General features: G+C 72.9%; 28 protein-coding genes. 19 read left to right on the plus strand and 9 right to left on the minus strand.

Features of this window, described 5'->3' with window-relative positions:
* Positions 1-321: 321 nt before the first annotated feature.
* From IH26_RS0144555 to IH26_RS0144590, 8 genes are all read left to right on the plus strand, one after another.
* Positions 322-1,620, plus strand: coding sequence for a hypothetical protein (locus IH26_RS0144555; RefSeq protein WP_030442360.1), 1,299 nt, complete (start codon positions 322-324; stop codon positions 1,618-1,620).
* A 14-nt stretch (positions 1,621-1,634) separates the two neighbouring features.
* Positions 1,635-2,600 (plus strand): glutamate ABC transporter substrate-binding protein, encoded by a 966-nt coding sequence (locus IH26_RS0144560; RefSeq protein WP_245665969.1) that lies wholly within the window; start codon positions 1,635-1,637, stop codon positions 2,598-2,600.
* Positions 2,597-3,787: a hypothetical protein gene (locus IH26_RS0144565; RefSeq protein WP_030442362.1), complete on the plus strand. Its 1,191-nt coding sequence runs from the start codon at positions 2,597-2,599 to the stop codon at positions 3,785-3,787. The genes IH26_RS0144560 and IH26_RS0144565 overlap by 4 nt, the downstream gene beginning before the upstream one ends.
* A complete protein-coding gene (locus tag IH26_RS0144570; RefSeq protein ID WP_030442363.1) occupies positions 3,784-5,991 on the plus strand; it encodes a serine/threonine-protein kinase in 2,208 nt (735 codons plus the stop codon). The genes IH26_RS0144565 and IH26_RS0144570 overlap by 4 nt, the downstream gene beginning before the upstream one ends.
* A 13-nt stretch (positions 5,992-6,004) precedes the next feature.
* On the plus strand, positions 6,005-7,030 hold the full coding sequence (locus IH26_RS0144575) for a PP2C family protein-serine/threonine phosphatase (RefSeq protein ID WP_051809658.1): 1,026 nt from the start codon (positions 6,005-6,007) through the stop codon (positions 7,028-7,030).
* Between the two features lie 2 nt (positions 7,031-7,032).
* Entirely contained in the window at positions 7,033-8,298 is a 1,266-nt protein-coding gene (locus IH26_RS0144580; protein WP_030442365.1) for a vWA domain-containing protein, read from the plus strand.
* Positions 8,295-8,993 (plus strand): double zinc ribbon and FHA domain-containing protein, encoded by a 699-nt coding sequence (locus IH26_RS0144585; protein WP_030442366.1) that lies wholly within the window; start codon positions 8,295-8,297, stop codon positions 8,991-8,993. Before IH26_RS0144580 ends, IH26_RS0144585 begins: the two co-directional genes overlap by 4 nt.
* A 310-nt stretch (positions 8,994-9,303) precedes the next feature.
* Positions 9,304-10,143 carry an inositol monophosphatase family protein gene (locus IH26_RS0144590; protein ID WP_051809688.1) on the plus strand — a complete coding sequence of 280 codons (840 nt, stop codon included), beginning with the start codon at positions 9,304-9,306 and terminating at the stop codon, positions 10,141-10,143.
* A gap of 1 nt (position 10,144) precedes the next feature.
* Here the strand turns inward: IH26_RS0144590 and IH26_RS0144595 are convergent, their stop codons facing one another.
* Complete coding sequence (locus tag IH26_RS0144595; RefSeq protein ID WP_245665970.1) at positions 10,145-10,420, minus strand: hypothetical protein; 276 nt, start codon at positions 10,418-10,420, stop codon at positions 10,145-10,147.
* Between the two features lie 48 nt (positions 10,421-10,468).
* Positions 10,469-11,263, minus strand: a complete 795-nt coding sequence (locus IH26_RS0144600) for an alpha/beta hydrolase family protein (RefSeq protein ID WP_030442369.1) — start codon at positions 11,261-11,263, stop codon at positions 10,469-10,471.
* Positions 11,264-11,316: 53 nt separating this feature from the next.
* On the opposite strand from IH26_RS0144600, the gene IH26_RS0144605 reads away from it, so the two are divergent.
* Both IH26_RS0144605 and IH26_RS0144610 read left to right on the plus strand, forming a co-directional pair.
* Positions 11,317-12,084 (plus strand): alpha/beta hydrolase, encoded by a 768-nt coding sequence (locus tag IH26_RS0144605; protein ID WP_030442370.1) that lies wholly within the window; start codon positions 11,317-11,319, stop codon positions 12,082-12,084.
* A 16-nt stretch (positions 12,085-12,100) separates the two neighbouring features.
* Positions 12,101-12,949, plus strand: coding sequence for an alpha/beta fold hydrolase (locus IH26_RS0144610; RefSeq protein WP_030442371.1), 849 nt, complete (start codon positions 12,101-12,103; stop codon positions 12,947-12,949).
* On the opposite strand, the gene IH26_RS0144615 is transcribed toward IH26_RS0144610, so the two are convergent.
* A complete protein-coding gene (locus IH26_RS0144615) occupies positions 12,915-13,547 on the minus strand; it encodes an HAAS signaling domain-containing protein (RefSeq protein WP_030442372.1) in 633 nt (210 codons plus the stop codon). The genes IH26_RS0144610 and IH26_RS0144615 overlap by 35 nt on opposite strands.
* 173 nt (positions 13,548-13,720) lie before the next feature.
* Here IH26_RS0144615 and IH26_RS0144620 point away from each other — a divergent pair, with 173 nt between their 5' ends.
* Complete coding sequence (locus IH26_RS0144620; protein ID WP_030442373.1) at positions 13,721-14,290, plus strand: DinB family protein; 570 nt, start codon at positions 13,721-13,723, stop codon at positions 14,288-14,290.
* Here IH26_RS0144620 and IH26_RS0144625 read toward each other — a convergent pair.
* Both IH26_RS0144625 and IH26_RS0144630 read right to left on the minus strand, forming a co-directional pair.
* Entirely contained in the window at positions 14,287-15,048 is a 762-nt protein-coding gene (locus IH26_RS0144625) for a P-loop NTPase (RefSeq protein WP_051809660.1), read from the minus strand. The genes IH26_RS0144620 and IH26_RS0144625 overlap by 4 nt on opposite strands.
* 9 nt (positions 15,049-15,057) lie before the next feature.
* On the minus strand, positions 15,058-15,453 hold the full coding sequence (locus IH26_RS0144630) for a GNAT family N-acetyltransferase (protein WP_051809692.1): 396 nt from the start codon (positions 15,451-15,453) through the stop codon (positions 15,058-15,060).
* A 121-nt stretch (positions 15,454-15,574) separates the two neighbouring features.
* Between IH26_RS0144630 and IH26_RS0144635 the strand changes: the two genes are divergently transcribed.
* Positions 15,575-16,423, plus strand: a complete 849-nt coding sequence (locus IH26_RS0144635) for an RCC1 domain-containing protein (protein ID WP_211268876.1) — start codon at positions 15,575-15,577, stop codon at positions 16,421-16,423.
* A 165-nt stretch (positions 16,424-16,588) separates the two neighbouring features.
* Here the strand turns inward: IH26_RS0144635 and IH26_RS0144640 are convergent, their stop codons facing one another.
* Together IH26_RS0144640 and IH26_RS0144645 are read right to left on the minus strand one after the other, a co-directional pair.
* Positions 16,589-17,110 carry a hypothetical protein gene (locus tag IH26_RS0144640; RefSeq protein ID WP_030442377.1) on the minus strand — a complete coding sequence of 174 codons (522 nt, stop codon included), beginning with the start codon at positions 17,108-17,110 and terminating at the stop codon, positions 16,589-16,591.
* A 156-nt stretch (positions 17,111-17,266) separates the two neighbouring features.
* On the minus strand, positions 17,267-18,487 hold the full coding sequence (locus IH26_RS0144645) for an MFS transporter (RefSeq protein ID WP_169789914.1): 1,221 nt from the start codon (positions 18,485-18,487) through the stop codon (positions 17,267-17,269).
* Between the two features lie 153 nt (positions 18,488-18,640).
* Between IH26_RS0144645 and IH26_RS54805 the strand changes: the two genes are divergently transcribed.
* The 3 genes from IH26_RS54805 to IH26_RS60575 are packed head-to-tail and all read left to right on the plus strand — an operon-like array spanning position 18,641 to position 21,014.
* Positions 18,641-19,264, plus strand: coding sequence for an acyl-CoA-like ligand-binding transcription factor (locus IH26_RS54805; protein ID WP_084599677.1), 624 nt, complete (start codon positions 18,641-18,643; stop codon positions 19,262-19,264).
* Positions 19,261-19,812 carry a hypothetical protein gene (locus tag IH26_RS60570; RefSeq protein ID WP_030442380.1) on the plus strand — a complete coding sequence of 184 codons (552 nt, stop codon included), beginning with the start codon at positions 19,261-19,263 and terminating at the stop codon, positions 19,810-19,812. The genes IH26_RS54805 and IH26_RS60570 overlap by 4 nt, the downstream gene beginning before the upstream one ends.
* The gene (locus IH26_RS60575; RefSeq protein WP_051809664.1) at positions 19,809-21,014 is read left to right on the plus strand and encodes an amidohydrolase family protein; all 1,206 of its coding nucleotides are present in this window, start codon (positions 19,809-19,811) and stop codon (positions 21,012-21,014) included. The genes IH26_RS60570 and IH26_RS60575 overlap by 4 nt, the downstream gene beginning before the upstream one ends.
* Here IH26_RS60575 and IH26_RS0144665 read toward each other — a convergent pair.
* Together IH26_RS0144665 and IH26_RS0144670 are read right to left on the minus strand one after the other, a co-directional pair.
* Complete coding sequence (locus IH26_RS0144665) at positions 21,009-21,797, minus strand: SAM-dependent methyltransferase (RefSeq protein ID WP_030442382.1); 789 nt, start codon at positions 21,795-21,797, stop codon at positions 21,009-21,011. The two genes, IH26_RS60575 and IH26_RS0144665, sit on opposite strands and share 6 nt — an antisense overlap.
* A 27-nt stretch (positions 21,798-21,824) precedes the next feature.
* A complete protein-coding gene (locus IH26_RS0144670; RefSeq protein ID WP_030442383.1) occupies positions 21,825-22,589 on the minus strand; it encodes a CDP-alcohol phosphatidyltransferase family protein in 765 nt (254 codons plus the stop codon).
* Positions 22,590-22,688: 99 nt separating this feature from the next.
* Here IH26_RS0144670 and IH26_RS0144675 point away from each other — a divergent pair, with 99 nt between their 5' ends.
* Genes IH26_RS0144675 through IH26_RS0144690 form a run of 4 tightly spaced genes read left to right on the plus strand, consistent with a single transcriptional unit; the run spans position 22,689 to position 25,883 of the window.
* Positions 22,689-23,663: a zinc-dependent alcohol dehydrogenase gene (locus tag IH26_RS0144675; protein ID WP_030442384.1), complete on the plus strand. Its 975-nt coding sequence runs from the start codon at positions 22,689-22,691 to the stop codon at positions 23,661-23,663.
* A 5-nt stretch (positions 23,664-23,668) separates the two neighbouring features.
* The gene (locus tag IH26_RS0144680) at positions 23,669-24,067 is read left to right on the plus strand and encodes a 6-pyruvoyl trahydropterin synthase family protein (protein WP_030442385.1); all 399 of its coding nucleotides are present in this window, start codon (positions 23,669-23,671) and stop codon (positions 24,065-24,067) included.
* Complete coding sequence (locus IH26_RS0144685) at positions 24,064-25,128, plus strand: glycosyltransferase family 4 protein (protein ID WP_030442386.1); 1,065 nt, start codon at positions 24,064-24,066, stop codon at positions 25,126-25,128. The genes IH26_RS0144680 and IH26_RS0144685 overlap by 4 nt, the downstream gene beginning before the upstream one ends.
* Positions 25,125-25,883, plus strand: a complete 759-nt coding sequence (locus IH26_RS0144690) for a class I SAM-dependent methyltransferase (RefSeq protein WP_030442387.1) — start codon at positions 25,125-25,127, stop codon at positions 25,881-25,883. Before IH26_RS0144685 ends, IH26_RS0144690 begins: the two co-directional genes overlap by 4 nt.
* Positions 25,884-25,943: the final 60 nt, after the last annotated feature.

A 25,943-nucleotide genomic window follows, 5' to 3' on the forward strand; every position in this document is an offset into this window, starting at 1 on the left:
ATTCGCCGCATATCGCCCACCGTGACCGGCCCCGCCCACCGCGACCACGCAGCCCCGGGCCATGGCAAGCCCCGGCCACCCACCGAGCCTGGCCGGCCCCGCCCAGAACAGATCTACCGCGCATTCGCAGACCCCAAGCCGTCGGGCCGGGCCGCCCGGTGGGGGACGCCACCGGGCGCCGGCTCTCCGTAGACTCAGCCGATCGCCGGGCGTCGCCGACCGGTGACCCAGGGTCGGAGCGGGAGCGGGCGGGTGGGATGATCACTTGCGCGGATACCGCACAGTAGGACGGGCGGTGGCACTGCCCGTACGGAGGAAAGCTTGAGCACAGCCTTGGTGGCCCGGCCGTCTCCGGGCGTGCAGGTAGAAGAGCGTGGCGGCGGGCTGTTCCGCCGGCTGGGGAGCCTCCGGCACACCTCGCCGGGGCGGCTGGAGCTGCTCCTCGGCCTGCTGGTCACGCTGGGCGTGCTCACCGGGCTGCTCGCCGGAATCACCGGCGCGGCCACCTCGGCCGGCACCAGTGACCTGGGTAACCGGGCGCAGCCGCTGCTGGTCGAGGCGGAGACGATCTACTCGGCGCTGGCCGACGCGGACACCACGGCCGCGCAGGCGTTCCTCGCCGGCGGCCTGGAGCCGCCCGCGCTGACCCAGCGCTACAACGACGACCTCGAGCGGGCCACCACGGCGATCAGCGCGGCGGCCCGGCTCACCCCGGACGGGAGCGAGGGCGCCGCCTCGGTGCGGACGCTGTCCAACGGCGTCGCCCGGTACTCGGCGCTGGTCGCCACCGCGCGGGCCGACAACCGGCAGGGGCTCCCGGTCGGCTCCTCGTACCTGTCCGCCGCCTCGGACCTGAACCGGCAGACCCTGCTCCCCCAGGCGCAGAACCTGTTCCGGGTCGCCCAGCAGGGCGTGCGCGACGGCTACACGAACGCGGCGAGCTACGTCTGGGTGACGCTGCTGGCACTGCTGATCCTCGCGCTGGCCGGGGCGCTGCTGCTGGCCCAGCGGTACCTGAGCCGGGCCACCCACCGGACCTTCAACGTGCCGCTGGTCGCGGCGACCGCGCTGACCGTGCTGCTCGCGATCGGCACCCTCTTCGTGCTGACCGGCCAGAACGGTCATCTCGGCCGGGCCGACAGCGCCGGGTCGACGCCGGTCGCGCAGCTGGCCGAGGCGCGGATCCTGGCGCTGCGGGAACGCGGCGACGAGGCCCTGACCCTGGCCGCGCACGGGAGCGGAAGCCAGTACGCCACCGACTTCACGAGCGCCGAAGACCAGCTCACCAAGGCGCTCGGCAACGAGTACTTCTCCGACGACCTGCGCGCCGCGCACCAGGCCTACCTCGCCGCGCACGAGAAGGTGAGCTCGCTCGACCAGGGCGGCAGCTACGACGACGCGGTCAGGCTCGCGATCGGCACTCAGACCAGCCAGACCTTCGAGTCGGTCACCGCCGGCATCGGGTCGGCGCTGGACGGGCGCAAGGCCGTCTTCAACCAGGAGATCGGCGCGGCCGGGAACGGGCTGACCCTGCTCGCCGTGTTCGGGCCGATCGCCGCGCTCGCGATCTGCGTGCTGGCCGGCGCCGGCATCCGGGCTCGCCTGCAGGAATACCGTTGAGCGGGAGGACTGCCATGATGCGTACGCGAATCGGTATCGCCCTCGCCGGCACCGCCGCGACCGTTCTCGCCTTGGCCGGCTGCAGCGGCGATTCGTCGCCGCTGCCCGGGTCGACCACGGCCGCCGCGACGCCGGGCGCCAGCGCGGCCGCCCCGGCCGCCACGCCCGACACCTCCTGCAACCCGCGGGCCAGCCTGCGGCCGACCGGCGCGCTCCCCCAGCCGGGCCACATGCCGGCCGGCAGCTACATGGCCAAGATCCAGGCGCAGGGACGGCTCATCCTCGGCACCAGCCAGGACACCCTGCTGTTCAGCTCGCGCAACCCGTTCACCGGCAAGGTCGAGGGTTTCGACGTGGACATGGGGCGGCAGATCGCGCAGGCCATCTTCGGCGATCCGAACAAGCTCCAGATCAAGGTCATCGGGTACGACAAGCGGGTCAGTTCCGCGAAGGACGGCAGCGTCGATATCGTCGCGGACACCATGACGGCGAACTGCGCGCGCTGGAAGGACGTCAACTTCTCCAGCATCTACTACGAGGCCGGCCAGCGCGTCCTGGTCTCCAAGGACTCGCCCGTGAAGAGCATCGACGACCTCGGCGGCAAGAAGGTGTGCGCCGCGTCCGGCTCGACCTCGCTGGACAACATCGCCAAGGCCAAGTCCAAGCCGATCCCGGTGGCCAAGGCGTCGTTCGGCGACTGCCTGGTCGCCTTCCAGCAGAACGAGGTCGACGCGATCTCCACCGACGACACGATCCTGGCCGGGATGGCCGCGCAGGACCCGTACGCGAGGGTGGTCGGCGTGCCCTTCACGCAGGAGCCGTACGGGATGGCGATGTCGAAGGCGCACCCCGAGTTCACCCAGTTCGTGAACGCGGTACTGGCGAAGAACCGGGAGAACGGCACCTGGACCGCCACGTACAAGAAATGGCTGGGCGCCTTCGGCGCGCCGCCGGCGCCTCCGGTGGCCGAGTACAAATGACCGCGCCGTCGATCGCGCCGGCCGATGCCGAGCTGCTCCGCCTCGAGACCGCGATGACCGCGATCGCATCGAACCTGGTCGATCTCGATGACAATCCGGCCCGCAAGGACCTGGACAAGACGAAGCTCACCGGCCGGACGGCCGCCGCCTGGGCGGACGCCACCGACGCGCTGACCCAGCTGTGGGACGGCTACCGGATGCTCACCGACGTGATCGCCGAGGCCCGCTCGCTGCGCGACAAGCGCAAGCTCAGCGACGCCGACCGGGCCGCGTTCGTGCACCGGGTGCAGGGCAGGTCGATCACCCTGTCGACCACCACCGTGCCGCTCGCCCAGCGCGGGCTGCTCGGCGCCGGTCAGGTGCACACCACCTGCTCCCCCGCCGAGCTGCTGTCGGCGATGGAGGCCGCGTTCCAGACCGCGGTCACCGTCGCCACCCAGGCCGGCGAGGTGTGGCAGAAGCTGCTGCCGGCCGCCGCCGACGCGACCGCCGCGGTGGACAACGTGCGGGTGCTGATCCGGCTGCACGGCGGCCCGCAGGCGACGATCGACGAGGCCGACCGCCGGCTCGGCGCCTTCACCCGGACCCTGGCGACCGATCCGCTGAGCGTGGACGAGCGGGAGCTTTTCACCGTACGCGATCTGGTGGCCCGGGCCGACGCGGAGCGCACGTCGGCCGCCGAGCTGAAGGAGGCCCTCACCCAGCGCCTCGCCGACGCGCACGCGCTGCTCGACCAGTTCGCCGAGGCCCAGCGGGCCGCGGACGTGGCTCTCGACGCGGCGGCCGACAGATTCCGGGAACAGGACCTTCGGGTCGTACGCGGGCCCGACCTGCGCCCCGATCTCGCCGCGGTGGACGCGCTGGCCGCGGCCGGGCAGTGGGCCCTGATCAGCCCGAGGCTGGCCGACTGGACCCGGCGCGCCCGGGAACGGCTGGCCGCGCTGCGCGACGCCGCCGCGCACAACGACGGCCTGCTGGTCGCCCGCAACGAGTTGCGCGGCCGGCTCGACGCCTACCGGGCCAAGGCGCTGCGCCGGGGGCTGGGCGAGGACGCCGAGCTCACGCCGCTCGCCGAGGCGGCCCGCACGGCGCTGTACACGGCGCCGTGCGATCTCGACGCGGCCCGCGTGGCCGTCAACGCCTACCAGGATGCGCTCACCGCCACGATCGCGAGGAACGGCCGATGAAGTGCGAACGCAACTGCCCCGGAACGATCGAGGACGGCTACTGCGACACCTGCGGCATGGCGCCGCTGGGCGGGACCGGGCATGTCGGGAATAGCGCGGCAACCGTGCCGCCCCCGCGGAAGACTGACACCCGCGCCACGTCGCCGTCGTCGCGGACCGGCGCGCTCTCCACGCGTACCGGATCGGCGACGGCCCGGTCCGGCAGCTCCCGGACCGGCTCGCGGCGCCGCCGGTTCGGCGGCGGCCTGGTCGAGGTCACCCCGATCGTGCAGGCCGACCCGGCCACCGCCGTGATGGCCACCGCCGAGGTGCCCGAGGAGAAGCGGTACTGCGCGAAATGCGGCAACCCGGTCGGCCGGGCCCGCGGCGACCGCCCCGGACGGCCCTCCGGCTTCTGCCCGTCCTGCGGCGAGCCGTTCAACTTCACCCCGAAACTGGGCAAGGGCGACCTGGTCGGCGGCCAGTACGAGGTGGTCGGCGCGCTCGCCCACGGCGGTCTCGGCTGGATCTACCTGGCCGTCGACAAGAACGTCTCGGACCGCTGGGTGGTGCTCAAGGGCCTGCTCAACTCCGGCGACGAGGACGCCCTGGCCGCCGCGGTGGCCGAGCGGCGGTTCCTGGCCGAGGTCGAGCACCCGAACATCGTCAAGATCTACAACTTCGTCGAGCACGACGGCGCCGGCTACATCGTGATGGAGTACGTCGGCGGGCAGTCGCTCAAGGACATGCTCAAGAAGCGGCGCGCGGCCAACGGCGGCAACGCCGACCCGATCCCGGTCGACCAGGCGCTCGCCTTCGTCCTGGAGATCATGCCGGCCTTCGGCTACCTGCACGACCGGGGCCTGATCTTCTGCGACTTCAAGCCGGACAACGTGATCCAGTCCGGCGACCAGATGAAGCTGATCGACCTCGGCGGCGTCGTGCACATCGACGACCTGGACGCGGCGATCTACGGCACGGTGGGCTATCAGGCGCCCGAGATGGCGACCGAGGGCCCGTCCATCGCGTCGGATCTTTACACCATCGGCCGTACGCTCGCGGTGCTCACCACCGATTTCCGCGGCTACCAGAGCACCTTCAAGGACAGCCTTCCCGACCGCAACGAGTTCCCGGTCTACCGGCAGTTCGAGTCGTACTACCGGCTGCTGCTGCGGGCCACCCGGCTCGACCCGGCCGAGCGGTTCGTCGACGCCGGCGAGATGAGCGACCAGATGCTCGGCGTGCTGCGGCAGGTGCTGGCGGCCGGCGGCGAGCCGCGCCCGGCCCCGTCCCGGCTGTTCACCGGCGAGCTGCGCACCGACCTCAAGAGCGACGTGCCGCGCTGGCAGGACCTGCCCAGCCCGCTGATCGACCTGACCGACCCGGCCGCCGCGTTCCTGGCCTCGGTCACCGTCACCGACCCCTCCGAGGTGCTCACGCTGCTGGCCAACGCGCCCGAGGAGACGGTCGAGGTGCGGCTGCGGGCGCTGCGGGCGCGCATCGATATGACGGACTTCGACGGCGCGCGCCAGGCGCGCGACTCGCTGCTGGTCACCGACGGGGCGGACTGGCGGGTGGCCTGGTACGACGGGTTGCTCGCGCTGGCCACCGAGCAGTTCGAGTACGCCCGGGGCCGGTTCGACGCGGTGTACTCGGCGCTGCCCGGCGAGCTGGCGCCGCAGCTGGCGGTGGGCCTGGCCCTGGAGCTGGCCGGCGACGCGGGCGCGGCGGAGTACTACGACGTGGTGAGCCGGACCGACCCCGCGTACACCACGGCGGCGGCCGGGCTGGCCCGCTGCCGGCTCGGGGCGGGCGACCGGAACGGCGCGGTCGAGGCGTACAACCGGGTGCCGGGCACTTCCTCGGCGTACCGGAGCTCCCAGGTCGGGGCGGTGCGGGCGCTGGTGCGGGCGCATCCGGCGTCGGCCGCCGACGTCACCTCGCTGGCCGCCGCGGCGGCGCTGATCGAACGGCTGGAGATCGAGGCGGCCCAGCTGGCGGCGCTCCGGGCCGAGCTGCTCGAGCAGGCGCTGCAGTCGGTGAGCGGGGGCCAGGCGCTGCCCGCTACGGTTCTGGGGTCCGCGCGCACCGGGGACGTGCGGGAACGGGACATCCGGTTCGCCCTGGAGGACGCGTACCGGGAGATGGCCCAGGCCGTGCACGGCCCCGAGAAGATCCGCCTGGTGGATCTGGCGAACGCGTCCCGCCCGCGGACACGTACCTGAGGAACGAGTGACGATGACGATGACCGACTGCGCCTCGTGCGCCGACGAGCGCGCCGCCGGTGCGGCCTTCTGCGAGGCCTGCGGCCGGGCGCTCGGCGCACCCTGCCCGAACTGCGGCATACCGGGCGGCGTCGGCGAGGACGGCTATTGCCAGAATTGCGGGATGCTCGCCGGCCGGCCGCGCGACCACATCGACATCGACTGCGGCGAGGTCGCCGCGGCGGTGACCGACCGCGGCCGGCGGCACCACCGCAACGAGGACGCGATGTGGCTGGCCGTCCGCGGCGGCGACGTCGATGTGGTGGTCAGCGACGGGGTGTCCGCCTCGTTCGACCCGGACGTGGCCTCGGAGACCGCCGCCGGGACGGCCGGCGCGCTGCTGGCCGAGTCGCCGGACGTGTCCGCGGCGATCCTCGGCGCCAAGCGGGCGGTGGCCGAGCTGGCGAGCACCGGCGACCCGCGCCGGGCCACCTCCAACCCGGCCTGCACGATCGTCGTGGCGACGGTACGCGGCGCCGAGATCAACATCGGCTGGGTGGGCGACAGCCGGGCCTACTGGCTGCCGCCGGAGGGGCCGGCCGAGCAGCTCACCGAGGACGACTCGTGGGCCACCCACGCGATCGCGATGGGCGCCGACCCGATCGCCGCGATGCAGGACCCGAAGGCGCACGCGATCACCGCCTGGCTCGGCGCGGACGCGTCGCCGGTGCTGCCGCGGACCGGGGCGTTCACCGTGGTCGGGGCCGGTCACCTGGTGCTGTGCAGCGACGGGCTGTGGAACTACCTGCCCGATCCGGAGTCGTTCGCGTCCACGGTGCGCGCGCACTTGCACGCGGGCGGCACTCTGATCTCGGCCGCCCGGTCGCTGGTGGAGTTCGCCAACGCGGCCGGCGGCGCCGACAACATCACCGTGGCCCTGATCCCCGTCTCCTCCCCCGCCCCTGCCCCCGACTCCTCGCCCGCCACCGATTCCGCACCCGCCACCGACTCCGCCGTCGACTCCGCACCTGCCACTGCCGACGAACCTGTCAAGGAGTAGGAATGCCGTACACCGCCGAGGCCTTCCAGAACGAGTTCCTCGCGCTGGGCGCGACCGAGGTCAACGCGATCATCACGGTCACCTCGTCCGGCTCCGAGGGCGGCCGGCGCACCGCCGGCGCCACCGAGATCATCATCGTCGACGCGTCCGGGTCGATGCAGGCCGAGGGGCGGATCAGCGCCGCCCGGCAGGCCGCCAAGGCGGCGGTCGAGTGCATCGACGACGGCGTCAACTTCGCGATCATCGCCGGGGTCAGCACCGCCCAGCAGCTGTTCCCCGCGCCCGGCCAGCTGGCGGTCTCGTCGCCGCAGACCCGGGCCGACGCGGTGCGCTCGATCGACCGGCTGCAGGCCAGCGGCGGTACGGCGATGGGCGCCTGGCTCCTGCTCGCCGCCCAGCTGTTCGCCCAGCGGCCCGGCGACATCGCGCACGCCATCCTGCTCACCGACGGCGACAACGGCGAGCGGCACGGCTACCTGGAGCAGGTGCTGGACTCGATCGCCGGGCGGTTCACCTGCGACTGCCGCGGCGTCGGGGTGAACTGGAAGGTCTCCGAGCTCCGCAAGATCGCAACGGCGCTGCTGGGCACGGTCGACATCGTGGCGCAGCCGTCCGGGCTGACCGCCGCGTTCGAGCAGATGATGACCAAGGCGATGGGCAAGACCAGCGCCGACGTCCAGTTGAAGGTGTGGACCCCGGTCAACGCGTCGGTCCGGTTCGTGAAGCAGGTCGAGCCCGAGGTGATGGACCTGACCGGCAAGCGGACCGAGGACGGGCCACGGGCCGGCCGCTACCCGCTCGGCTCGTGGGGCGCGGAGAGCCGCGACTACCACGTCTGCATCGACGTGCCGGCCGGCGCGGCCGGCGACGAGATGCTCGCGGCCCGGGTGTCGGTGGTCGAGGGCGACACCGTACACGCGCAGTCGCTGGTGCGGGCGGTCTGGACGGAGGACACCGTGCTCTCCGCGAAGATCAACCGGCAGGTCGCGCACTACACCGGGCAGGCCGAGCTGGCCGACGCGATCCAGGCCGGCATCGAGGCCCGCAAGGCCGGCGACGACCGCACCGCCACGATCAAGTTCGGCCGGGCGGCGCAGCTCGCGCACGCCAGCGGCAACAAGGCCACCGAGGAGCTGCTGGCCACGGTCGTCGACATCGAGGACGCGGCCACCGGCACGGTCCGGCTGCGGCGCAAGGTCGAGGCGGCCGACGAGATGGCCCTGGACACCCGCTCGACCAAGACGGTGCGGGTCGGGCGGTCCCAGTGACCACCTACGCCTGCCCGAGGGGGCACGAGTCCGGCACGGACGACTTCTGCGACGAGTGCGGCGCGAAGATCGGCGGCGCGACCACGGTGTCGATGCCGGTCGCGGCTGCCCCGGCCGCCGCGCCGTCCGCGGCGGTCGCCGCGCCGTCCGGGGTCACGCCGTCCGCCGCCCCGGCCGGGGCGCCCTGCCCGAACTGCGGGGCGCCGCGGGCCGGCGGGAGCCGGTTCTGCGAGGACTGCGGGTACGACCACAGCACCGGCAAGGTGCCCACGCTGGCGCCGCCGCCCGAGGTCGCGGCGCCGGTGGCCGCCCCGTGGACGGCGACGATCTCGGCGGACCGGAAGTACTTCGAGGACAACGCGATCGAGGGCGTCGAGTTCCCGGCCGACGCACCGTCCCGGGAGGTCGACCTGCCGGCGCCGCAGGTCCGGATCGGCCGCCGGAGCCGCTCGAAGGGCACCAACCCGGAGATCGACCTGGCCGACTCGGACCCGGGGACGTCGCACAGCCACGCGCTGCTGACGCTGAGCGTGGACGGGGTCTGGCTGGTGTCCGACCTGGGCTCGACGAACGGGACGTACGTCAACGAGGAGCAGCAGCCGCTGGGCGCGGGGCAGACCCGGTCGCTGAAGGACGGCGACCAGGTCCACGTCGGCGCCTGGACGACGATCACCCTGCACGCTCCGGCCGGCTGAGCCGGGCCACTCTTCCGGGCGCGCACGACTCGCGGCCCCGCGCCCGCGGGCGCGGGCGGTCTCGCGCGCGCCCGAGACCGGGGAAGCGGCGCGGGGTCCGGGCGGGACGGGTTACCTTGCCGGCTACCGGGGACATCCGGGGTGTGGAGCGGGTGGCTCGGGCGGGGCGGGCGGTTTTCGGGCGGGCCGAAACCGGCGTGGGAGGGTCGACGCGTACTTCTGCAATGGTTTTGGGGTGTTTTTGTGCTGGAAACCTCGTGGTTGTCTGCGACGGGTGGGGTGGAGACACGAGGTGATCGCGGAGGGTGACATGCGGGGGAAAACGGGCACCGACCGGCAGGATGACCTGGTGGAGACCGATCTTCAGGTGGCGCAGCGCGCGGTGATCACGGGGGCGGCGGTGGCGCTGCGGCACTTCGGGGCCCTGGCCGAGCTGTCGCAGGAGCTCAAGGCGGATGGGTCGGTGGTCACCGCGGCGGATCGGGCGGTGGAGACCGCGGTGCGCGAGGTGCTGTCCGCGGCCCGGCCGGACGACGCGGTGCTCGGCGAGGAGCAGGGGCAGAGCGAGAAACCGGGGTCGCGGCGCTGGATCGTGGATCCGATCGACGGCACGCGGCTGTTCGTGACCGGGGACGATCGCTGGCTGGTGCTGCTCGGCCTCGAGGTAAACGGCGAGATGACCGTCGGCGTGGCGGCGCACCCGGCGCAGGGCAGCATCTGGTGGGCGGTGCGCGGCGAGGGGGCCTTCGAGGGGCGGATCGTCGGCGGGCGAGCGGTGGCGGCCACGAAGGTCCACGTCGCGGCGCACGGGCCGGAGACGCCCGCGGGCTGCCGGCTCTCGGTGGTGCCGGAGGACTGGGCGCCCCACCTGGTCGCGCCGCTCAGGGAGGTCACGTCGCCGCTGCCGTGGACGATTCACCCGGCGCTGATGGTGGCGCGCGGGGAGATCGATCTGGCGTTGCAGACCGGCGGGCAGATCTGGGACTTCGTGGCCACCTCGCTGATCGTGACCGAGGCGGGCGGGTCGTTCAGCGGGCTGTCGGGGCGGACCCGGCCGGGGCCGGGGGCGTCGCTGTACGCCCGGAGCGCGGCGCTGCGGGAGGCGACCCTGGAGGCGCTGGCCGACGCCCGGCACGCCCCGGCAAGCTGAGTTATCGCCGGCAGCCCGGGCCGGCGGCGAGGCCGCCGACGATCCGGTACCTGCTGATGTCGCCGTCGACGAAGTCGGTCAGGTCGTCGATCTGCCGCGGCGCCTCGTCGTGCAGGCCCACGTAGGCGACGATCGCCGAGTCGACCGTGCGGCAGGTGGCCTGGCTCGCCACCTCGCGGGCGTTCCGCTCCGCCCTCTCCGGGTTCATCGCAGCGTAAGAAGCGCCGGCAACACTGACGGTGACCACCGCGGACATGAGAACGTAGGTCAAGTGCACAGCAGCAGCCTAGGCGTTATAACTCTGAGTATTGAGCTGGCCGAACGGTCAAGATCGGCAGCACTCTCGGTGAGATGTTAGGAGAAACTTGAGGATCGTCCGGGAGATCGTCGGGTAGGCCGGATTTCCGGGATTGAGGTAGTCGCCGTGCTTACCGCCGGGCACCGCCACGAAGGTCTTCGCCGGCCACGGCACCGCGCGGAACGCCGCCCGGCCGGCGGCGATCGGCACGGTCGGATCCTGATCGCCGTGGAGGAACAGCACCGGGACCGGCGCGCCGCCGAACGATGACGCGGGGCGGCGGCCGGCGATCGAGACCGCGGCGACGATGCCGGGCGCGTGGCCCCGCCGGAGCAGGCCGAGCGTCGTGGTGGCCCCGGCCGAGAAACCGACCGCCACGACCTCGTCGAGATCGAGCCGCGGGTCGGCGGCGAGCGAACGCAGCACGAAGGCGGCGTCGGCGGGCTGCTGGAGTATGTCCGACGGGTCGACCTTGACCGTGCCGTTGGTGTGCGGGTAGGCGGGCGCGACCACGGCGAACCCGGCCGCCACCCAGGTCGAGATGATCGGCGTGAACTGGGCCGGGAGGCCGCCGAGGCCGTGGCTGAACAGCACGACCGGGTGCCGGCCGGCGCCGTCGGGGTACCAGATCGACGTGTCGAGGGGCCGATCGGCGCCCCGCGCGAGGTGGAGGATGCGCGGCGCCGGCGCGGCACGCCGCGAAGCGGTCGGGGCCGGCTGGACCGCAGGCCGGACTGCTCTCCCGCAACCGGACAAAAAGGCGACGCTTCCGCAACCGGACAAAAGGGCCAGCACCAGCAGCACAGCCCCCACCCGTCGCATGGGCGCAGCCTAGGGTCGTCACGCAACCCGACAAATCGCCGTTGTGGGTGGCGATGAGACGACGAATCCTGCTGGGCGGCGCCGCCGCGCTCGCCGCCTATGTCGGAGTGGCCGGGTACCGCACCCGGATGGCGGAGTCGCTGCCGGTCCTCCCGGCGGCGCCGCCCGGCGAGGAGCGCCTCGAGCACCGCTGGTCGCGGGCGCGCGGCCGGACGGTCGGCTTCTACACGGCGGTCCCGGCCGGCTACGGCGCCGGGCGCGGCCTGCCGGTCTGCCTGGTGCTGCACGGCGGCTCGAAGACGCCCGACGACTACGCGGCCCTCGGCCTCGGCCGCTTCCTCACCGACGCGGTCCGCCGCGGGCTGCCCCCGTTCGTGCTGGCCGGCGCGGACGGCGGCCGCCTCGCCTGGCGCCCGAGCGGCGGCGACGATCCGCAGCGGATGGTCCACGAGGAGGTCCCGCTCTGGTGCAGGCAGCGCGGCTTCGACGTCCGGCGGCTGACCGCGTGGGGCTGGTCGATGGGCGGTTACGGCGCGTTGCTGCTGGCCGAGGCGTTCCCGGGCTTCGTGCGGGCGGTCGCCGCCTTCTCCCCCGCGGTCTCCCCCGCCGACGACGTGGACCGGTCGGCGCGGCTGCTGCGCGGCACCCCGGTCGGGTTGTGGTGCGGCAAGCAGGACGGCCTCTACGGCAACGTGCTGACGCTGCGCGACCGGCTGCCCGAGCCGCCGGCGGCCGGGAGCTTCGGCGCCGGCCGGCACGACTTCGGCTACTGGTCCCGGTGTATTCCGGAGGGCTTCGACTTCCTCGCCGGTGCGTTGTAACCCGATCGTCAACTCCATGACCGACAATGGCCGGATGGTGGCCGAGACCTTGCCGGTCAACGGAATCGAGCTCTGCGCCGACACGTTCGGCGAGCCGAGCGACCCCGCCCTGCTGCTGATCGCCGGCGGCGCCAGCTCGATGGACTGGTGGGAGGACGAGTTCTGCCGGCGCCTCGCCGCCGCCGGCCGGCACGTGATCCGCTACGACCACCGGGACACCGGCCGGTCCACCTCGTTCCCGGCCGGCGCGCCGCCGTACTCGGGCGCCGACCTCGCCAACGACGCGCTCGGCGTGCTCGACGCGCTCAACGTCCACCGCGCCCACCTGGTCGGGCTGTCGATGGGCGGCGCGCTGGCCCAGAAGATCGCGGTCGAGCGCCCGCACCGGGTGCTCTCGCTGACGCTGATGTCCACCGCCGCGGGGCCCGCCGAGTCGAGCCCGGCCAGCCCGCGGGAGCCGGATCGCTCCTGGGCCGACCGCCGCACCGCGGTGCACCGCCTGGTCACCACCGTGCAGGAGACGGGCGGGCTCTTCACCGCCGACGAGCCGCACCTGCGCCGGCTGATGGAGCGCGTCTTCGACCGCACCGTCGACATGACCGCCAGCCAGACCAACCACTGGTGCTGCGCGAGCGGCCCGCCCTTCCGGCACCGGCTCGGCTCGATCACCGCCCCCACCCTGGTCATGCACGGCACGGTCGACCCGCTCTTCCCGGCCTCGGCGGCGCGGGAACTCGCGGCCGAGATCCCCGGAAGCCGTCTGGTGTGGCTGGAGGGTGTCGGCCACGAGTTCCCGCCGGCGGCCGTCTGGTCGCAGGTGATCGACGAGATCATCGCCCAAGCTGCCGCCGGCGCAACGCGTTGAGCAGGGTGAGGCCGGCCGCGAACGCGCCGGCGGTGAGCACCACGTAGACCAGCAGCAGCGCCGCACCGGCGCGATCCGACAGCGACGCGATGAACAGCGTGAGCAGCACCCCGGCCGCCGTGGAGCCCGCGGTCAGCGCCCACCCGGCCGCCTTCTCCGCCGGGGTGAAGTGCGGCGAGGCGCTGGCCATCAGCATCCCGCCGACCGGGCTGATCACCGGGAGGAAGAGCGCGCCGGCGGTGAGCAGGCCGATCGCGAAATACTCGGCGACGCCGCCGGCGGCCTGGCCGTACCCGACCGGCGCGACCGCCGGCCGCGGGAGCGGGGGCGGCGGGATCAGGGCGGGGAGCCGGATGTGCGGCGGCATCTGCCCGCGCCGGGCCGCCTCGACGAGCGATTCCGGCGGGCCCAACCGCTGCACGATCGCCGCGGCGTCCTCGAGGGGCGCGGCCGCCATCCGGCGGGCCTGGATGTAGTCGGCCACCGTGGTCATCAACTCGTCGCGCAACTGCGGCGACAGCTCGTCGCTCTGCGCCCACAGCGCCGCGAGATAGTCGAGAACGATCACATCGGTGTGCGCGAGCGGTGCCGTGCTCATGTGTCTCCCCCATGCTGGTCCGGCGGGTAGCAGTCAGCATCCGCCCCGGCCCGGCCGGGCACATCCCTCCGCGGACCTACCAATTTGCGAGCCTGTCTCCTTCTTTCGGCCGATGCCGATCGGGCGGTGCCGGCCGGGCCGCATCGAGCGCGTCGCATGAGATCCTGATCGGCATGGATGCCAAGGCGCATTTTCGTCGGTACCTGCCGGAGGCGCGGGAGGCGCTGCTCGGCAAGCTCGACGGGCTCTCGGATTACGACGTACGGCGGCCGCTGACGCCCACCGGAACCAACCTGCTCGGGCTGATCAAGCACGTGGCCTGGGTCAGCTCCGGGTATTTCGGCGAGGTGTTCGACCGGCCCTTCGCCGCGTCCATGCCGGCGCTGAGCGAGGACGCCGAGGCGAACACCGACATGTGGGCCCACCCCGACGAGTCCCGCGACGACATCATCGACCTGTGGCACCGGGTGTGGGCACACGCCGGCGCGACCATCGAGGCGCTCCCGATCGACGCGCCCGGCGTGGTCCGCTGGTGGCAGGACACACCGGTCACGCTGCATCTCATCCTCGTCCACGTGCTGGCCGAGCTGAACCGGCACGCGGGCCACGCCGACATCCTCCGCGAACTGATCGACGGCCGGGTCGGCCGGCGGAGCCCGGGCGACAACGTCGCCGAGCGCGACGAGGCGTGGTGGGCCGCGTACCGCGAGAAGCTGGCGGCGACCGCCCGGAAGTTCGCCTAGGGGAACGCCGCGTCGATGTGCGCCGTCACCGCGTCGAGGGCCGGGGCGAGATCGGCGGCCGTCATCGTCCCGCCGGGCCGGAAGGGCAGCCGCGCGAGCCGCTCGACCCCGCCGGCCCAGATGGTGCGCTCCTCCGGCGCCGGCGCGTGCAGCTCGGTCTTCTCGCCGCAGCAGGGGCATTCGAAGTACGCCATGTTCTCCACCCCGCCCAGCACCGGCGTCCGCACCCCGCGCAGCGCGGTGAGCGCGCGGCCGGTGTCCAGGTGCGACACCTCGGCCGGCGTCACGACCAGGATCGCCGCGACCCGTCCGGCGCCGGACAGCACGCCCTGCTGGCTGACGCTGATGCCGGGCGGCAGGTCCACGACGAGCGCCTCGACGTCACCCCAGTCGGTCTCCTTGAGCAACCGGCCGAGCAGCAGGTCACCCAGATCGGACCCGAACGCCAGCGCCTGATTGCCGGCCATGAGGAAGCCCGCGGACGCGACCTTGAGGCCGTCCACCTCCATCGCCTCGTGCCGGGAGCCGCCCCGGCCGCCCGGCGCCCACCCGGTGAGCGTGACCGACCGGGCCGGCACGTCGCGGCGCAGGCCGAGCATGCGGGGCACGTCGGGCCCGGAGATGTCGGCGTCGACCAGCCCGGTCTTGCGGCCGCCCCGAACCAGCTCGCGGGCGATCGCGACCGCGACGCTCGACTTGCCCACGCCACCCTTGCCGCTGCCCACCGCGATGATCGGCAGCTCACCCGGTCCACCCATGCGGCGACCCTACCCGCCCGGCAGGTCGAACGGCGGCCGCGTATCGATCTCCATCCACCGCTCGGGATGCCCGATCGGCGCGAACCCGGCCTTCGCATAGACGCCGTGCGCGTCGAGCGTCGCCAGGATCACCCGCTTGATGCCGTGCCGCCCGGCCCACTCGACGGACCAGTTGGCGAGCACCGTGCCGAGCCCGCGGCCGCGGTGCGCACGGTCGACGTACACATCGCAGAGCCAGACGAAGGTCGCGCGATCCGACACGATGCGCGCCACCGCGACCTGCCGCCCGTCCGGAGCGTAGAGGCCGACCGGCACCGAATTCTCGAACGACCGCTCGATCACCTCGCGGCTACGGCCCTTGGCCCAGTAGGCGTCCGTGCCGATCCACCCGGCCACGCGCTCCATGTCGAGGTCACTGGCGTCTTCACTCAGCCGGTAGTCGCTCACCGCCCGATTCTCGCCCGGCGCGACACGATCAAGGAGATCCAATCGCGGCCCGGTGGCCTTCGGCGGTAATACTGCCTGCGTGCAGGGTCCTTTCATCGCCGCCGGAAGACGACATTCCTTGGCCGTACGCGTCGACGGCACCGTGGCAGCGTCCGGTTCCGGGACGTCCGGCGAGTGCCGAGTCGAGGATTGGACCCAAGTGGTCGCCGTGGCGGCCGGCAACGTCCACACCGCGTCGAACACCGGACGATCCCACAGCGTCGGCCTCCGCGCGGACGGCACGGTCCTCGCGACGGGTTGGAACGGCGACGGGCAATGCGAGGTCACGTCGTGGCGCGGCGTGACCCTGGTCGCCGCCGGCTGGCGCCGCACGCTGGGGCTGGCCGCTGACGGCACCGTGCTGGCCGCGGGGCGCCGCCGCGACGGGGCATGCGACGTGAGCCCGTGGCGTGAGGTCGTCGCGCTCGCTTGCGGCGACTGGCATTCGGTGGGCCTCACCGCCGACGGGACCGCCCTCGCGGTCGGTAACAACCGCCGTGGCCAGTGTGCGGTCGGCACGTGGCGTGACATCACCGCCGTCGCCGCCGGCTACCTGCACACCGTCGGCCTCACCGCGGCCGGACGCGTCCTCGCAGTCGGGGATCCTTCGACGGGCGCCTGTGACGTGAGCGCCTGGCGAGAGGCCGTGGCGGTCGCGGCCGGCAGCTACCACACCGTCGGAGTCACCGCGTCCGGCCGAGCAGTGGCCGCCGGAAGCAACGACTCCGGCCAGTGCGACGTGGCCGGCTGGCGCGATATCGTCGCGGTGGCGGCCGGATCGACCCACACCCTGGGCCTACGTACGAACGGAACAGTCGTCGCCACCGGAAACAACGAGCACGGCCAGTGCGACACCACCGGCTGGCACAGCATCCGGACGCCCGGCTAGACGTTTTCCTGTTCCTGCCACGCCGTTCGCCGGGGTTACCGTCGTGCCGATGCCGACCGTCCCGAGCAAGTGCAGACCGTCGACGTCGCAACATCACCGATGCATTCGACCCGAACAGGCCCCCGCTCGTCTGACAACACAAAAGGCAGGCGCGCCGCCTGCTGGTCAACCGCTGAACAGCCGCGCCCAGTCCCCAGGAGGGGCGAGGGTTGCCAGGTGCGTGCCGACGGCCTGCCGGGGTTTGCGGCCCGGGTCGAAGAAGGCGCGGCAACCGGTCGGGTGTACCCGGACCTCCTCCCAGCGGCCACCGGCGAAGGAGAAGTAGAGGTCGACCTCGCCGCCGGTGTCGTCCGGGCAGTTGTACCGGCCCGCCGGAAACGGCGGCGCGGCGCGGATGTCAGCGGCCAGGGCGGTCGCCTCGGCACGGTCGCCGGACGTGGACACCACCCGGCAGGCGTGGTCGTTCATCGTCGGCCACCACACGGCCGTGACCGACAGCGGATCGGGGTCGACACTGACCAGGAACAGCCCGAGCGATCCGGCGCCGCCGGCCCGGTCGACGCAGACCTGCCCCGGCGCGGCGGCCGGGAGCCGGCTCGGCGGTCCGGCCACGGTCAGCGCCCCTGACTCGTCCAGCAGTGCCCAACCCACCACGAGCGCGCAGGCAGCAGCCGCACCGATCCACACCCTTCGGTTCATACTGCTTGGACGACCGGAACCGGGGTTGCGGTTGCACTCCTCGATCCTCTCGACCGACGAGCTATGACCGACGTCCCGCCCCGGCCGCCTGCCAGCGCAGTTCCGCCGCCTCCTCCGGCGAGCATTCCCGCGGTGAGCGGACACTTACCGCGGCAATGACCGTCGACGCAGTATCAGCACCGGCGCGAGGAGCAGGGTGCCCACCGCGGTAGCCAGGAGAGCGTCCGTCGAGCCGAATCGGTCGGCTGCAATGCCCGCCGCGGCCGCACCGACGGCGATAGTGCTCAACCCGGCGGCAGTGATCATCGTAAATGCCTCAACGGCGTGACCGGGCGGAGCCAGACGTCCCACCAGGCTGTATCCCAGCACTCCCGCCGGGCCGAGACAGGCCCCGAGGGTGAGAAGCGAGACAGCGAACGCGACGGGCGTCGCCGTCAGCGATGCCGCAGCAAGGGAGAATGCGCAAAGTACGGTCAGCGCAGCCATTCGCCAGGCCGGGCGGCCGCCCTGCAGCCGGGTGCCGAACGCTACGGCTCCCGAAAGGCTGCCGGCGGAGAACGCCGCGTACATCAAGCCGGCGTAGCCGATGAAGCGGGCCGCGGCCGACACCTGGACCACGCCGACGATCACTCCGTTGCCGGCGGCGGCGAGCAGCGCGGTTCGCACTCCCGGGCCGGCCAGCGCGCCGGCCAGATCGGTGCGGCGGGCCGTGCCGCGCCAGGCTCGGGACGCGCGGCTGGTGGCCAGAGTCACGGTCCCGGCGGCGAAGAGCATCGCGCACAGCAGGATCGCCACGGCAGGCCCGGTCACCTGAAGGATCGCCGTCAGGATCAGCGGGCCGAGCAGGACGGGTGCCTCGAACAGCACCGACGACAGGGTCATCGCCATCGGGAGTAGCCGTGGTGGCACCAGGGTGGGCCACAACGCACGCAGGCTTGCATTCACCTGCGGCTCACAGGCGCCGCTGAGGAAGGCACAGACGAGCATCCCGGGGACCGTGGCGAAGTGGCTTGCCACCACCAGGCCGGTCATCCCGAGAAATTGCGCGCCGGCCGCCGCGAGCAGCACCGGAGTCTGACCGAATCGATCGATGAGCCGGCCCTGAAACATCATTCCCAGAGCGGTTCCGGCCCCCAGCATTCCGACCGCCAGTCCCGCCGCCGCGAAGCCACCCCGAGAACGCTGCACAAGGAGGAGCACCGCGAGACCGAGCATGCCGATCGGGATGGAGGCGATCACCGCACCGGCCGTCGGACGACACACGCCGGGCCGGCGGAGAACAGCGACGAAAGCGCCCGCAGCCAGCCGGATGCACTCCCCGAAGAGAAGGTCACCGGTGTCCGGGCGGGCACCGCGCACGGTCACGACGAACGCACCGTGGCGCATCGATTACTGAACACCCGAACACCTCCCGGCGCAACTCGTGCGTCGGCCCGCCCGGTCGGGGTGCCGACCGCGCAGCAGTTGCGTGACACGCAGCTCTTGCGTAGTCGGCAAGTTAGGGCCTACCGTCGGCTCATGGATCCTTCAACGGGCATGTCCGTACGCCGGCGGGATCGCCAGCGCGACGACACCCGGCACGATCTCGCCCTCGCCGCCTTCGAACTGGCCACGCGCCACGGGCTCGGTGGCGTGCGCGTGCCCGACATCGCGGCCGCGGCCGGCGTCTCCACGCGTACGTTCAACAACTACTTCGCCAGCCGGGAAGCCGCGATCGTGTGGCCGGCGGCGTGTCATGCGATCGGGGTGGCCGACCAGTTCCGGGGCCGCCCGGCCGACGAACCGATCGGCGAGTCCCTGGTCGAGTCCGTCACCGCCCTGTACGGCCCGGGCGCCGGTCAGCAACTGCCCCCTGACTGGCTGCGCCGGTTCCGTGCCCTCGTCGCGGCCGAGCCGGCCCTGCACGGCGAGTACCTCAAGGCGACCGCCGCCGCGCAGGAGGCGCTCGGTGACGCCATCGCCGAACGGATCGGCGGCGGCCAGAGCGGAGCGTTCCGGGCACACGTCATCGCCGGGATGGTGGCGGGCGCCGAGCGCGCGGCCGTCATGCACTGGATGCGGCACAACGACGGGACGCTCGCCGATGCCGTCCGCACCGCCGTACGCCAGGCGGTCGCCGGGCTGGAAGGCGGGACCCGGTGAAGGCGCTCCGGCGGGTCGCGGTCTTCGCCGTTCCGGCAGTGTTGTATTTCGCCGCGCGGCCGTTCACCACCTCCGACACGGTCGCGCTGGCGCTCGCCGGCGCGCTGCCACTGGCGTACCAGGTGCTTGTCGGTCTGGTCTCGCGACGGGTCGACCGGTGGGCCGTCCTGTCGGGAATCAGTTTCGTGCTGGCCTGTGTCGTGTCGGCGCTCGCCGGCGGGAGCGCGCTGCCGCTGAAGTTGCCCGAGGCCGCCGTCACCTTCGTGCTCGGGCTGGTACTCCTGGTCGCGGCATTGATCCGCCGGCCGGTCCCGCTGGGCCGGCTGCTGAAGGCGCCCGCCGCCGACGACGCGACACTCGGCGTACTCGTCGGGGTGTTTCTCATCCTGCACGCGCTGCTGCATCTGGCGCTCGCCATCGCCCTGCCGACATCGACATATGTCGTGGCCGGGCGGCTGATCAGCTGGGGCACCCTCGCCGTCGGCGCGACGGTGCTGTGGATCTACCTACGCCGGATCCGCGCCATCGCGGCCGGAGCGGCGTCATGAGAATCGGCCGGGTCCGGGTCTTCGACGGCGAGCGGATGCGCGACGCGCAGGATGTCGTCGTTCGGGACGGCGTGATCGCATCGGTCCGCGACGCGACGCCCGAGCCGGCCGACATCGACGGTGCTGGCCGTACCCTGCTGCCCGGGTTGTTCGACGCGCACGTGCATGTCTCGCCCGAGCCGGACGAGCCGCTGCGGCAACTCGCCACCATGGGAGTGACCACCGCGCTGGACATGTTCTGCGGCGGCCGGTCGCTGCAACGCATCCGGGAGCTGCGGACGGCCGAACCGGCCGGGCTGGCTTCGGTCCGCACGGCCGGCACTGGCGCCACCGGCCCCGGGAGCATGCTGGAACGGATGGGTGGAGAACCGCTTCCGGCCGTCGACCGCCCGCAGGCCGCACCCTCGTGGGTGGATGCGCGGCTGGACGAAGGCTCGGACTACATCAAGATCGTGTACGACCCGCGCGAAGGCGGCCCGCTCGACCGAGCCACGCTGGCGGCGCTCGTCCGTGCGGCACACGATCGCGGTGTGCTCGCCGTGGCGCACACGCTCGGCGAGCGGCAGGCGCGCGAGGCCATCGCCGCCGGTGTGGACGGACTGGTGCACCTGTTCATCGGCGAGCTCACCGGCGCCGGCTTCGGTGCGTTCGCGGCCGCCCACGGGGTCTTCGTGATCCCGACGCTGGCGATCCTGCGCGGACTCTGCGGGTACCGGCTCGGCGAGGAGTTGGCGGACGACCCTTGGCTGGCCGCCCGGGTGCTGGCGGCTCGCCCCCGTACCGCTGTCCGGCCCGCGGAACCCGGCCGCAACCGGCTCTACGCCGCAACCGTGGAGGCGTTGAATCAGCTGGTCACCGAAGGTGTCCCGATCCTTGCCGGCACCGACACCGCGCCGATCACCGCCCCGTTCGGGGTGTACGGCTTCGGCGCGACCCTGCACGCCGAACTGGAACTGCTGGTACGCGCCGGATTGCCGCCCGTACCGGCGTTGGCCGCGGCAACCTCCGCACCGGCCGGAGCGTTCGGGCTCACAGATCGTGGTGGCATCCGGCCGGGCCTGCGGGCCGACCTGCTTCTGGTCGAAGGCGATCCCCGTACGGACATCCGGAACACCCGCAAAGTGGTCGCCGTGTGGCAAAGAGGCGTCCCCTTGGACCTGAGTCCACCACCAGAGTCACCCGCCGGCGATCGCGGGCTATGACCGGCGACCCACCCCGGCGGCCTGCCAGCGCAGTTCCGCGACGTCCTCCGGCGGCGAAGCATCGGCCGAGCCGGGTGGCTGCCACCTCGGCAGGAGCGTCAGCCCCGGCCCGATCAGCTCGAAACCCTCGAAGAACGGCAAAATCTCTTCCCGCGTACGCGGATACCAGGCGGGCGCCCCGGCCGCGTTGAGGATGCGGCCGATCTCGTGCGGGCGCGGGTCGTCCAGGATGTGCGAGATCACCAGGTAGCTGCCCGGCACCATCCGTTCCCGCAGGCGGCGCAGGATGCCGATCGGGTCGTCCTGGTCGCCGATGAAGTGCAGGATCGCCACGACCAGGACCGCGACCGGGCGGTCGAAGTCGATCAGGCCGCGGACCTGGGGATCGTCCAGGATCTTCGCGGGCTCGCGCAGGTCACCGTGGATGTAGCGGGTGTTCTCGTCGACCGCGAGCAGCGCCCGGCCGTGCACCACCGCCAGCGGGTCGTGGTCGGCATACACCACCCGGCTGCCGGGGGCGGCCGCCTGCGCGACCTCGTGCACGTTGCGCCGGGTCGGCAGCCCCGAGCCGATGTCGAGGAACTGCCGGATGCCCGCCTCGGCGGCCAGGTACCGCACCGCGCGGACGAGGAACTCCCGGTTGGAGGCGACCATCTGCACCGACTCGGGGACCGAGGCCATCATGGCGTCGGCGGCGGCCCGGTCGACGGCGTAGTTGTCCTTGCCGCCGAGGTAGTAGTCGTACATCCGGGCCACGCTCGGCCGGGTCGAATCGACGCCCATCGCCTCGGAACTGTCCACCTCGAGAGGTTAGCCGACCAGGGCCGGCTGCGGCGGAACCGCCCACCGCAGTCGCGCCGCGGCCCGAACCCGCGAGGCCTTGTAGAGCCAGACCGTGTCCCGCCCGAACGACCACGTCAGCGACGCCAGCGCGACCAGCAGCGCGCCCTCGGCCACGACCGGCGGCAGCAGGTTCGCGGTCACCAGCGCCAGCACGATGCCCTGCAGCGCCGCCACGACCTTGCGCGAGAACCGCGGCGGCAGGGCCGCGTTGAGCCACGGGAGCGCCCAGGACGTCGCCACGAACAGGTACCGGTACGCGCCGAGCGCCACCGTCCACCACCCGAACCGGTCGCCGGCGTACACGCTGAGCACCAGGATCAGGAACGCGTCGATCTCCATGTCGAAGCGGGCACCGAGCGCCGTGGTGGTCCCGGTGCGGCGGGCCACCTGGCCGTCCACCCCGTCCAGGGCCAGCGCCACGCCGGCCACCGTCACCAGGGCGGTAGTGCTGACCGGGTGTGCGAAGGAGGTCACCACCAGGGCGGTCACGCCGCCGACCAGGATCGCGCGGGCCAGGGTCACCGTGTTCGCCGGGCCGAGGGCGGCCATCCGGGCGCGCTGCAGGCCCGCGCCGAGCAGACCGCAGAGCACGAGGCCGTACGCCGCGCCCGCGGCCAGGCCGGCCGGGGTGAGCCCGAGCGTCAGCGCCAGGGCGGCCAGCAGGAGAACCTGGGCCGCGAGACCGAACATCGGTCCCCGGGCGGGCGCCGTCGGCGTCGCTGCGAGTGTCACCGTGCCTCCTGTGCAAGATCGGCTGCGTATGGTTGCCGCTGTCAGCGCTTAACACGCGCGCAAGCGACGATCGGTTCAGCAGAGTTGAGGAGACAGCCGATGGCGGGTGACGCACGGGCGTTCTGGCTCGCCTCCCCCGGACGGGGAGAGATCCGTCCCGAACGGGTGCCGGCGCCGGCCCGCGACGAGGTCCAGGTCCGCACCCGGCACACCGGGGTGAGCCGGGGCACCGAGACGCTGGTCTTCACCGGCCGGGTGCCGGAGAGCCAATGGCCGCACATGCGGGCCCCGTTCCAGGAGGGCGACTTCCCGGCGCCGGTGAAGTACGGCTACCTGAACGTCGGCGTGGTCGAACAGGGCCCGGACGCTCTGCTCGGCAAGACCGTGTTCAGCCTGTACCCGCATCAGACCCGTTTCAACGTCCCGGCCAGTGCCGTGACCGTGGTGCCCGACACGGTGCCCGCGCACCGGGCGGTGCTGGCCGGCACGGTGGAGACCGCGGTGAACGCGCTGTGGGACGCCGCCCCGCTGATCGGCGACCGGATCGCGATCGTCGGTGCGGGCATGGTGGGTGCGGCGGTCGCGGCCATCGCCGCGACAATTCCGGGCGTACGGGTGCAACTGGTCGACATCGACGAGTCCCGCGCCGAGCTGGCTCGGACGCTCGGCGTCGACTTCACGCTGCCGGACGCGGCGCTGGGCGACTGCGACGTCGTCGTGCACGCCAGCGCCACCTCGGCCGGCCTCACCCGGTCGCTGGAGCTGCTCGCCACCGAGGGCACCGTCGTCGAGCTCAGCTGGTACGGCGACAAGCAGGTCAGCGTCCCGCTCGGCGAGTTCTTCCACTCCCGCCGGCTGACCGTCCGGTCGAGCCAGGTCGGCGGCATCGCCCCCGGCCGCGGGCGAACGTACGGTGAACGCCTGGCGCTCGCGCTGCGCCTGCTGGTGAACCCGGCCTTCGACGCGCTCGTCACCGGCCGTTCGCCCTTCGACGAACTGCCCGAGGTGCTGCCACGGCTCGCGGCGGGTAGCCTACCGGCCCTGTGCCACCTGATCGACTACCCCGAGGAGTAGGCAGCTTGTTCAGCGTCACCGTCCGCGACCACATCATGATCGCGCACAGCTTCACCGGCGAGGTCTTCGGACCGGCCCAGAAGCTGCACGGCGCCACGTTCGTCGTCGACGCCACGTTCCGCCGGCCCGAGCTCGACGACGACAACATCGTGGTCGACATCGGCCTGGCCGGCCAGGAGCTGCACGCCATCTGCGGCGGCCTGAGCTACCGGAACCTCGACGACGAGCCGGACTTCCAGGGCGTGAACACGTCCACCGAGTACCTGGCCAAGGTGATCGCCGACCGGCTCGCCGCCAAGGCGGCCGCGGGCGACCTGGGCGCGGGCGCGGCCGGGCTGACCGGCATCGCGGTCACGCTGCACGAGTCGCACATCGCCTGGGCCTCCTACGAGCGAGATCTGTGAGCTCTCCGCTGTGGGCGGTGCTGCCGGGTTCGATCGACGACCCGGCGGCACCGAGCGGCGGCAACCGCTACGACCGCGTCGTGCTCAACCTGCTCTCCGGCGCGGCGACCCCGCAGGACGGCCGGGCGGTGGCGACCCGGCCGGTCTACGAGGTGGCGGTGGACGGCTCCTGGCCGACCCCGGACGCCGAGGCCCGCGAGGCCCTTGCCCGGGCGCTGTCCGACATTCCCGACAACACGGACGTACTGCTGGACGGCCTGGTGGCCTGCGGCGTGCCGGAGATCCTGGGCCCGCACCGCAAGCGCCTGCGCCTGTTCGTCCTGGTCCACCTTCCGCTGAGCGACGAGACCGGCCTCTCCCCCGCGGACGCCGCCGAACTGCGGGCCCGCGAGCGGGCCACCCTGCACATGGCCGCGACGGTCATCGCCACCAGCAAGGCCGCCGCCGCCCGCCTTTCCGATATGCACGATCTATCGCGCAAAAACGTCAAGGTCGTCGAGCCCGGGGTCTCTCCCGCCGAGCCGGCCGTGCCGGACAAATCCGGGAAACGCCTGCTGTGCGTCGCCGCCGTGACTCCCCGGAAAGGCCAGGACCTGCTGGTCAGGGCCCTGGAGGAGCGGCTCGCCGATCTCGAGTGGACCTGCGTGCTCGCCGGCCGGGTGGTCACCCCCGTCCCGCACACCAGCAGGAACATCCACTTCGCCGGGGCCCTGCAGGGCACGGCGCTGGACCACGCGTACGGGAAAAGCGATCTGTTCGTTCTCCCCTCGCGCAACGAGACCTACGGCATGGTGGTGACCGAGGCGCTGGCCCGCTGCCTCCCGGTGATCGCGACCAGGGTCGGGGGCGTCCCCGAGGCCCTCGGCGAGGCGCCCGACGGCACCCCGCCCGGCATCCTGATCCCGCCCGACGACCCGAGCTCGCTGGCCGCCGCCCTGCGCGCCTGGCTCACCGACGCCGACCTGCGCGCCCGGCTGCGGACCGCCGCGGCGGCCCGCCGCGCCACCCTCCCGACCTGGGACGACACCGCCCGACGACTGAGCGAGGTACTGGACAGATGACCGGGGAATTCAGCGAGAGCTGGCTGAGCCTGCGCGAGCCGGCCGACGCCGCCGCCCGCAGCGCCGAGCTCGTGGGCCTGCTGCCCGAGGGCATCCACACCGTGCGTGACCTGGGCTGCGGCACCGGCTCCCTGGCCCGCTGGCTGGCCCCGCTGCTGCCGGGCGCGAAACGCTGGATCCTGGTCGACCGCGATCCCACGCTGCTCGCCCACGCCGCCGCGATCACCCCGTTTCCCGTGGAACCGGTCCGGGGCGACGTCACCGAGCTGACCGCCGCCGACCTGGCCGAGTCCGACCTGGTCACCTGCTCGGCGCTGCTCGACCTGCTCACCGCCGGCGAGGTGACCACCCTCGCCCGGGTCTGCGCCGAGGCCCGTACCCCGGCCCTGTTCACGCTCTCGGTGGCCGGCGAGGTCACGCTCGACCCACCACGGCCGGAGGACGAGGCGATCGGGGCGGCCTTCAACGAGCACCAGCGCCGCACGGTGGGCGGCCGGCGGCTGCTCGGCCCGGACGCCCCGGCCGCCGCCGTCGCCGCCTTCCAGGAGGCCGGCGCCACGGTGATCACCCGTCCGAGCCCGTGGCGGCTGGGGCCCGATCGGGCGGCGCTGACCGCCGAATGGCTGCGCGGCTGGGCCGAAGCCGCCGCCGAACAGCGCCCTGACCTGCGCCTCGAGCGTTATGTCAGCGAGCGGGTGGGTAACCCGCCCGTCGCGACGATCGGGCATGTCGACCTTTTGGCGATCTTCGGCTGAACCCTTTGTGCCCGTCCCGGCGTACTAGGGGAAGACGGGCAAACAGAGGGGGACGGCGAA

Source organism: Actinoplanes subtropicus (assembly GCF_000721705.1).
GTDB classification, from domain to species: Bacteria; Actinomycetota; Actinomycetes; order Mycobacteriales; family Micromonosporaceae; genus Actinoplanes; species Actinoplanes subtropicus.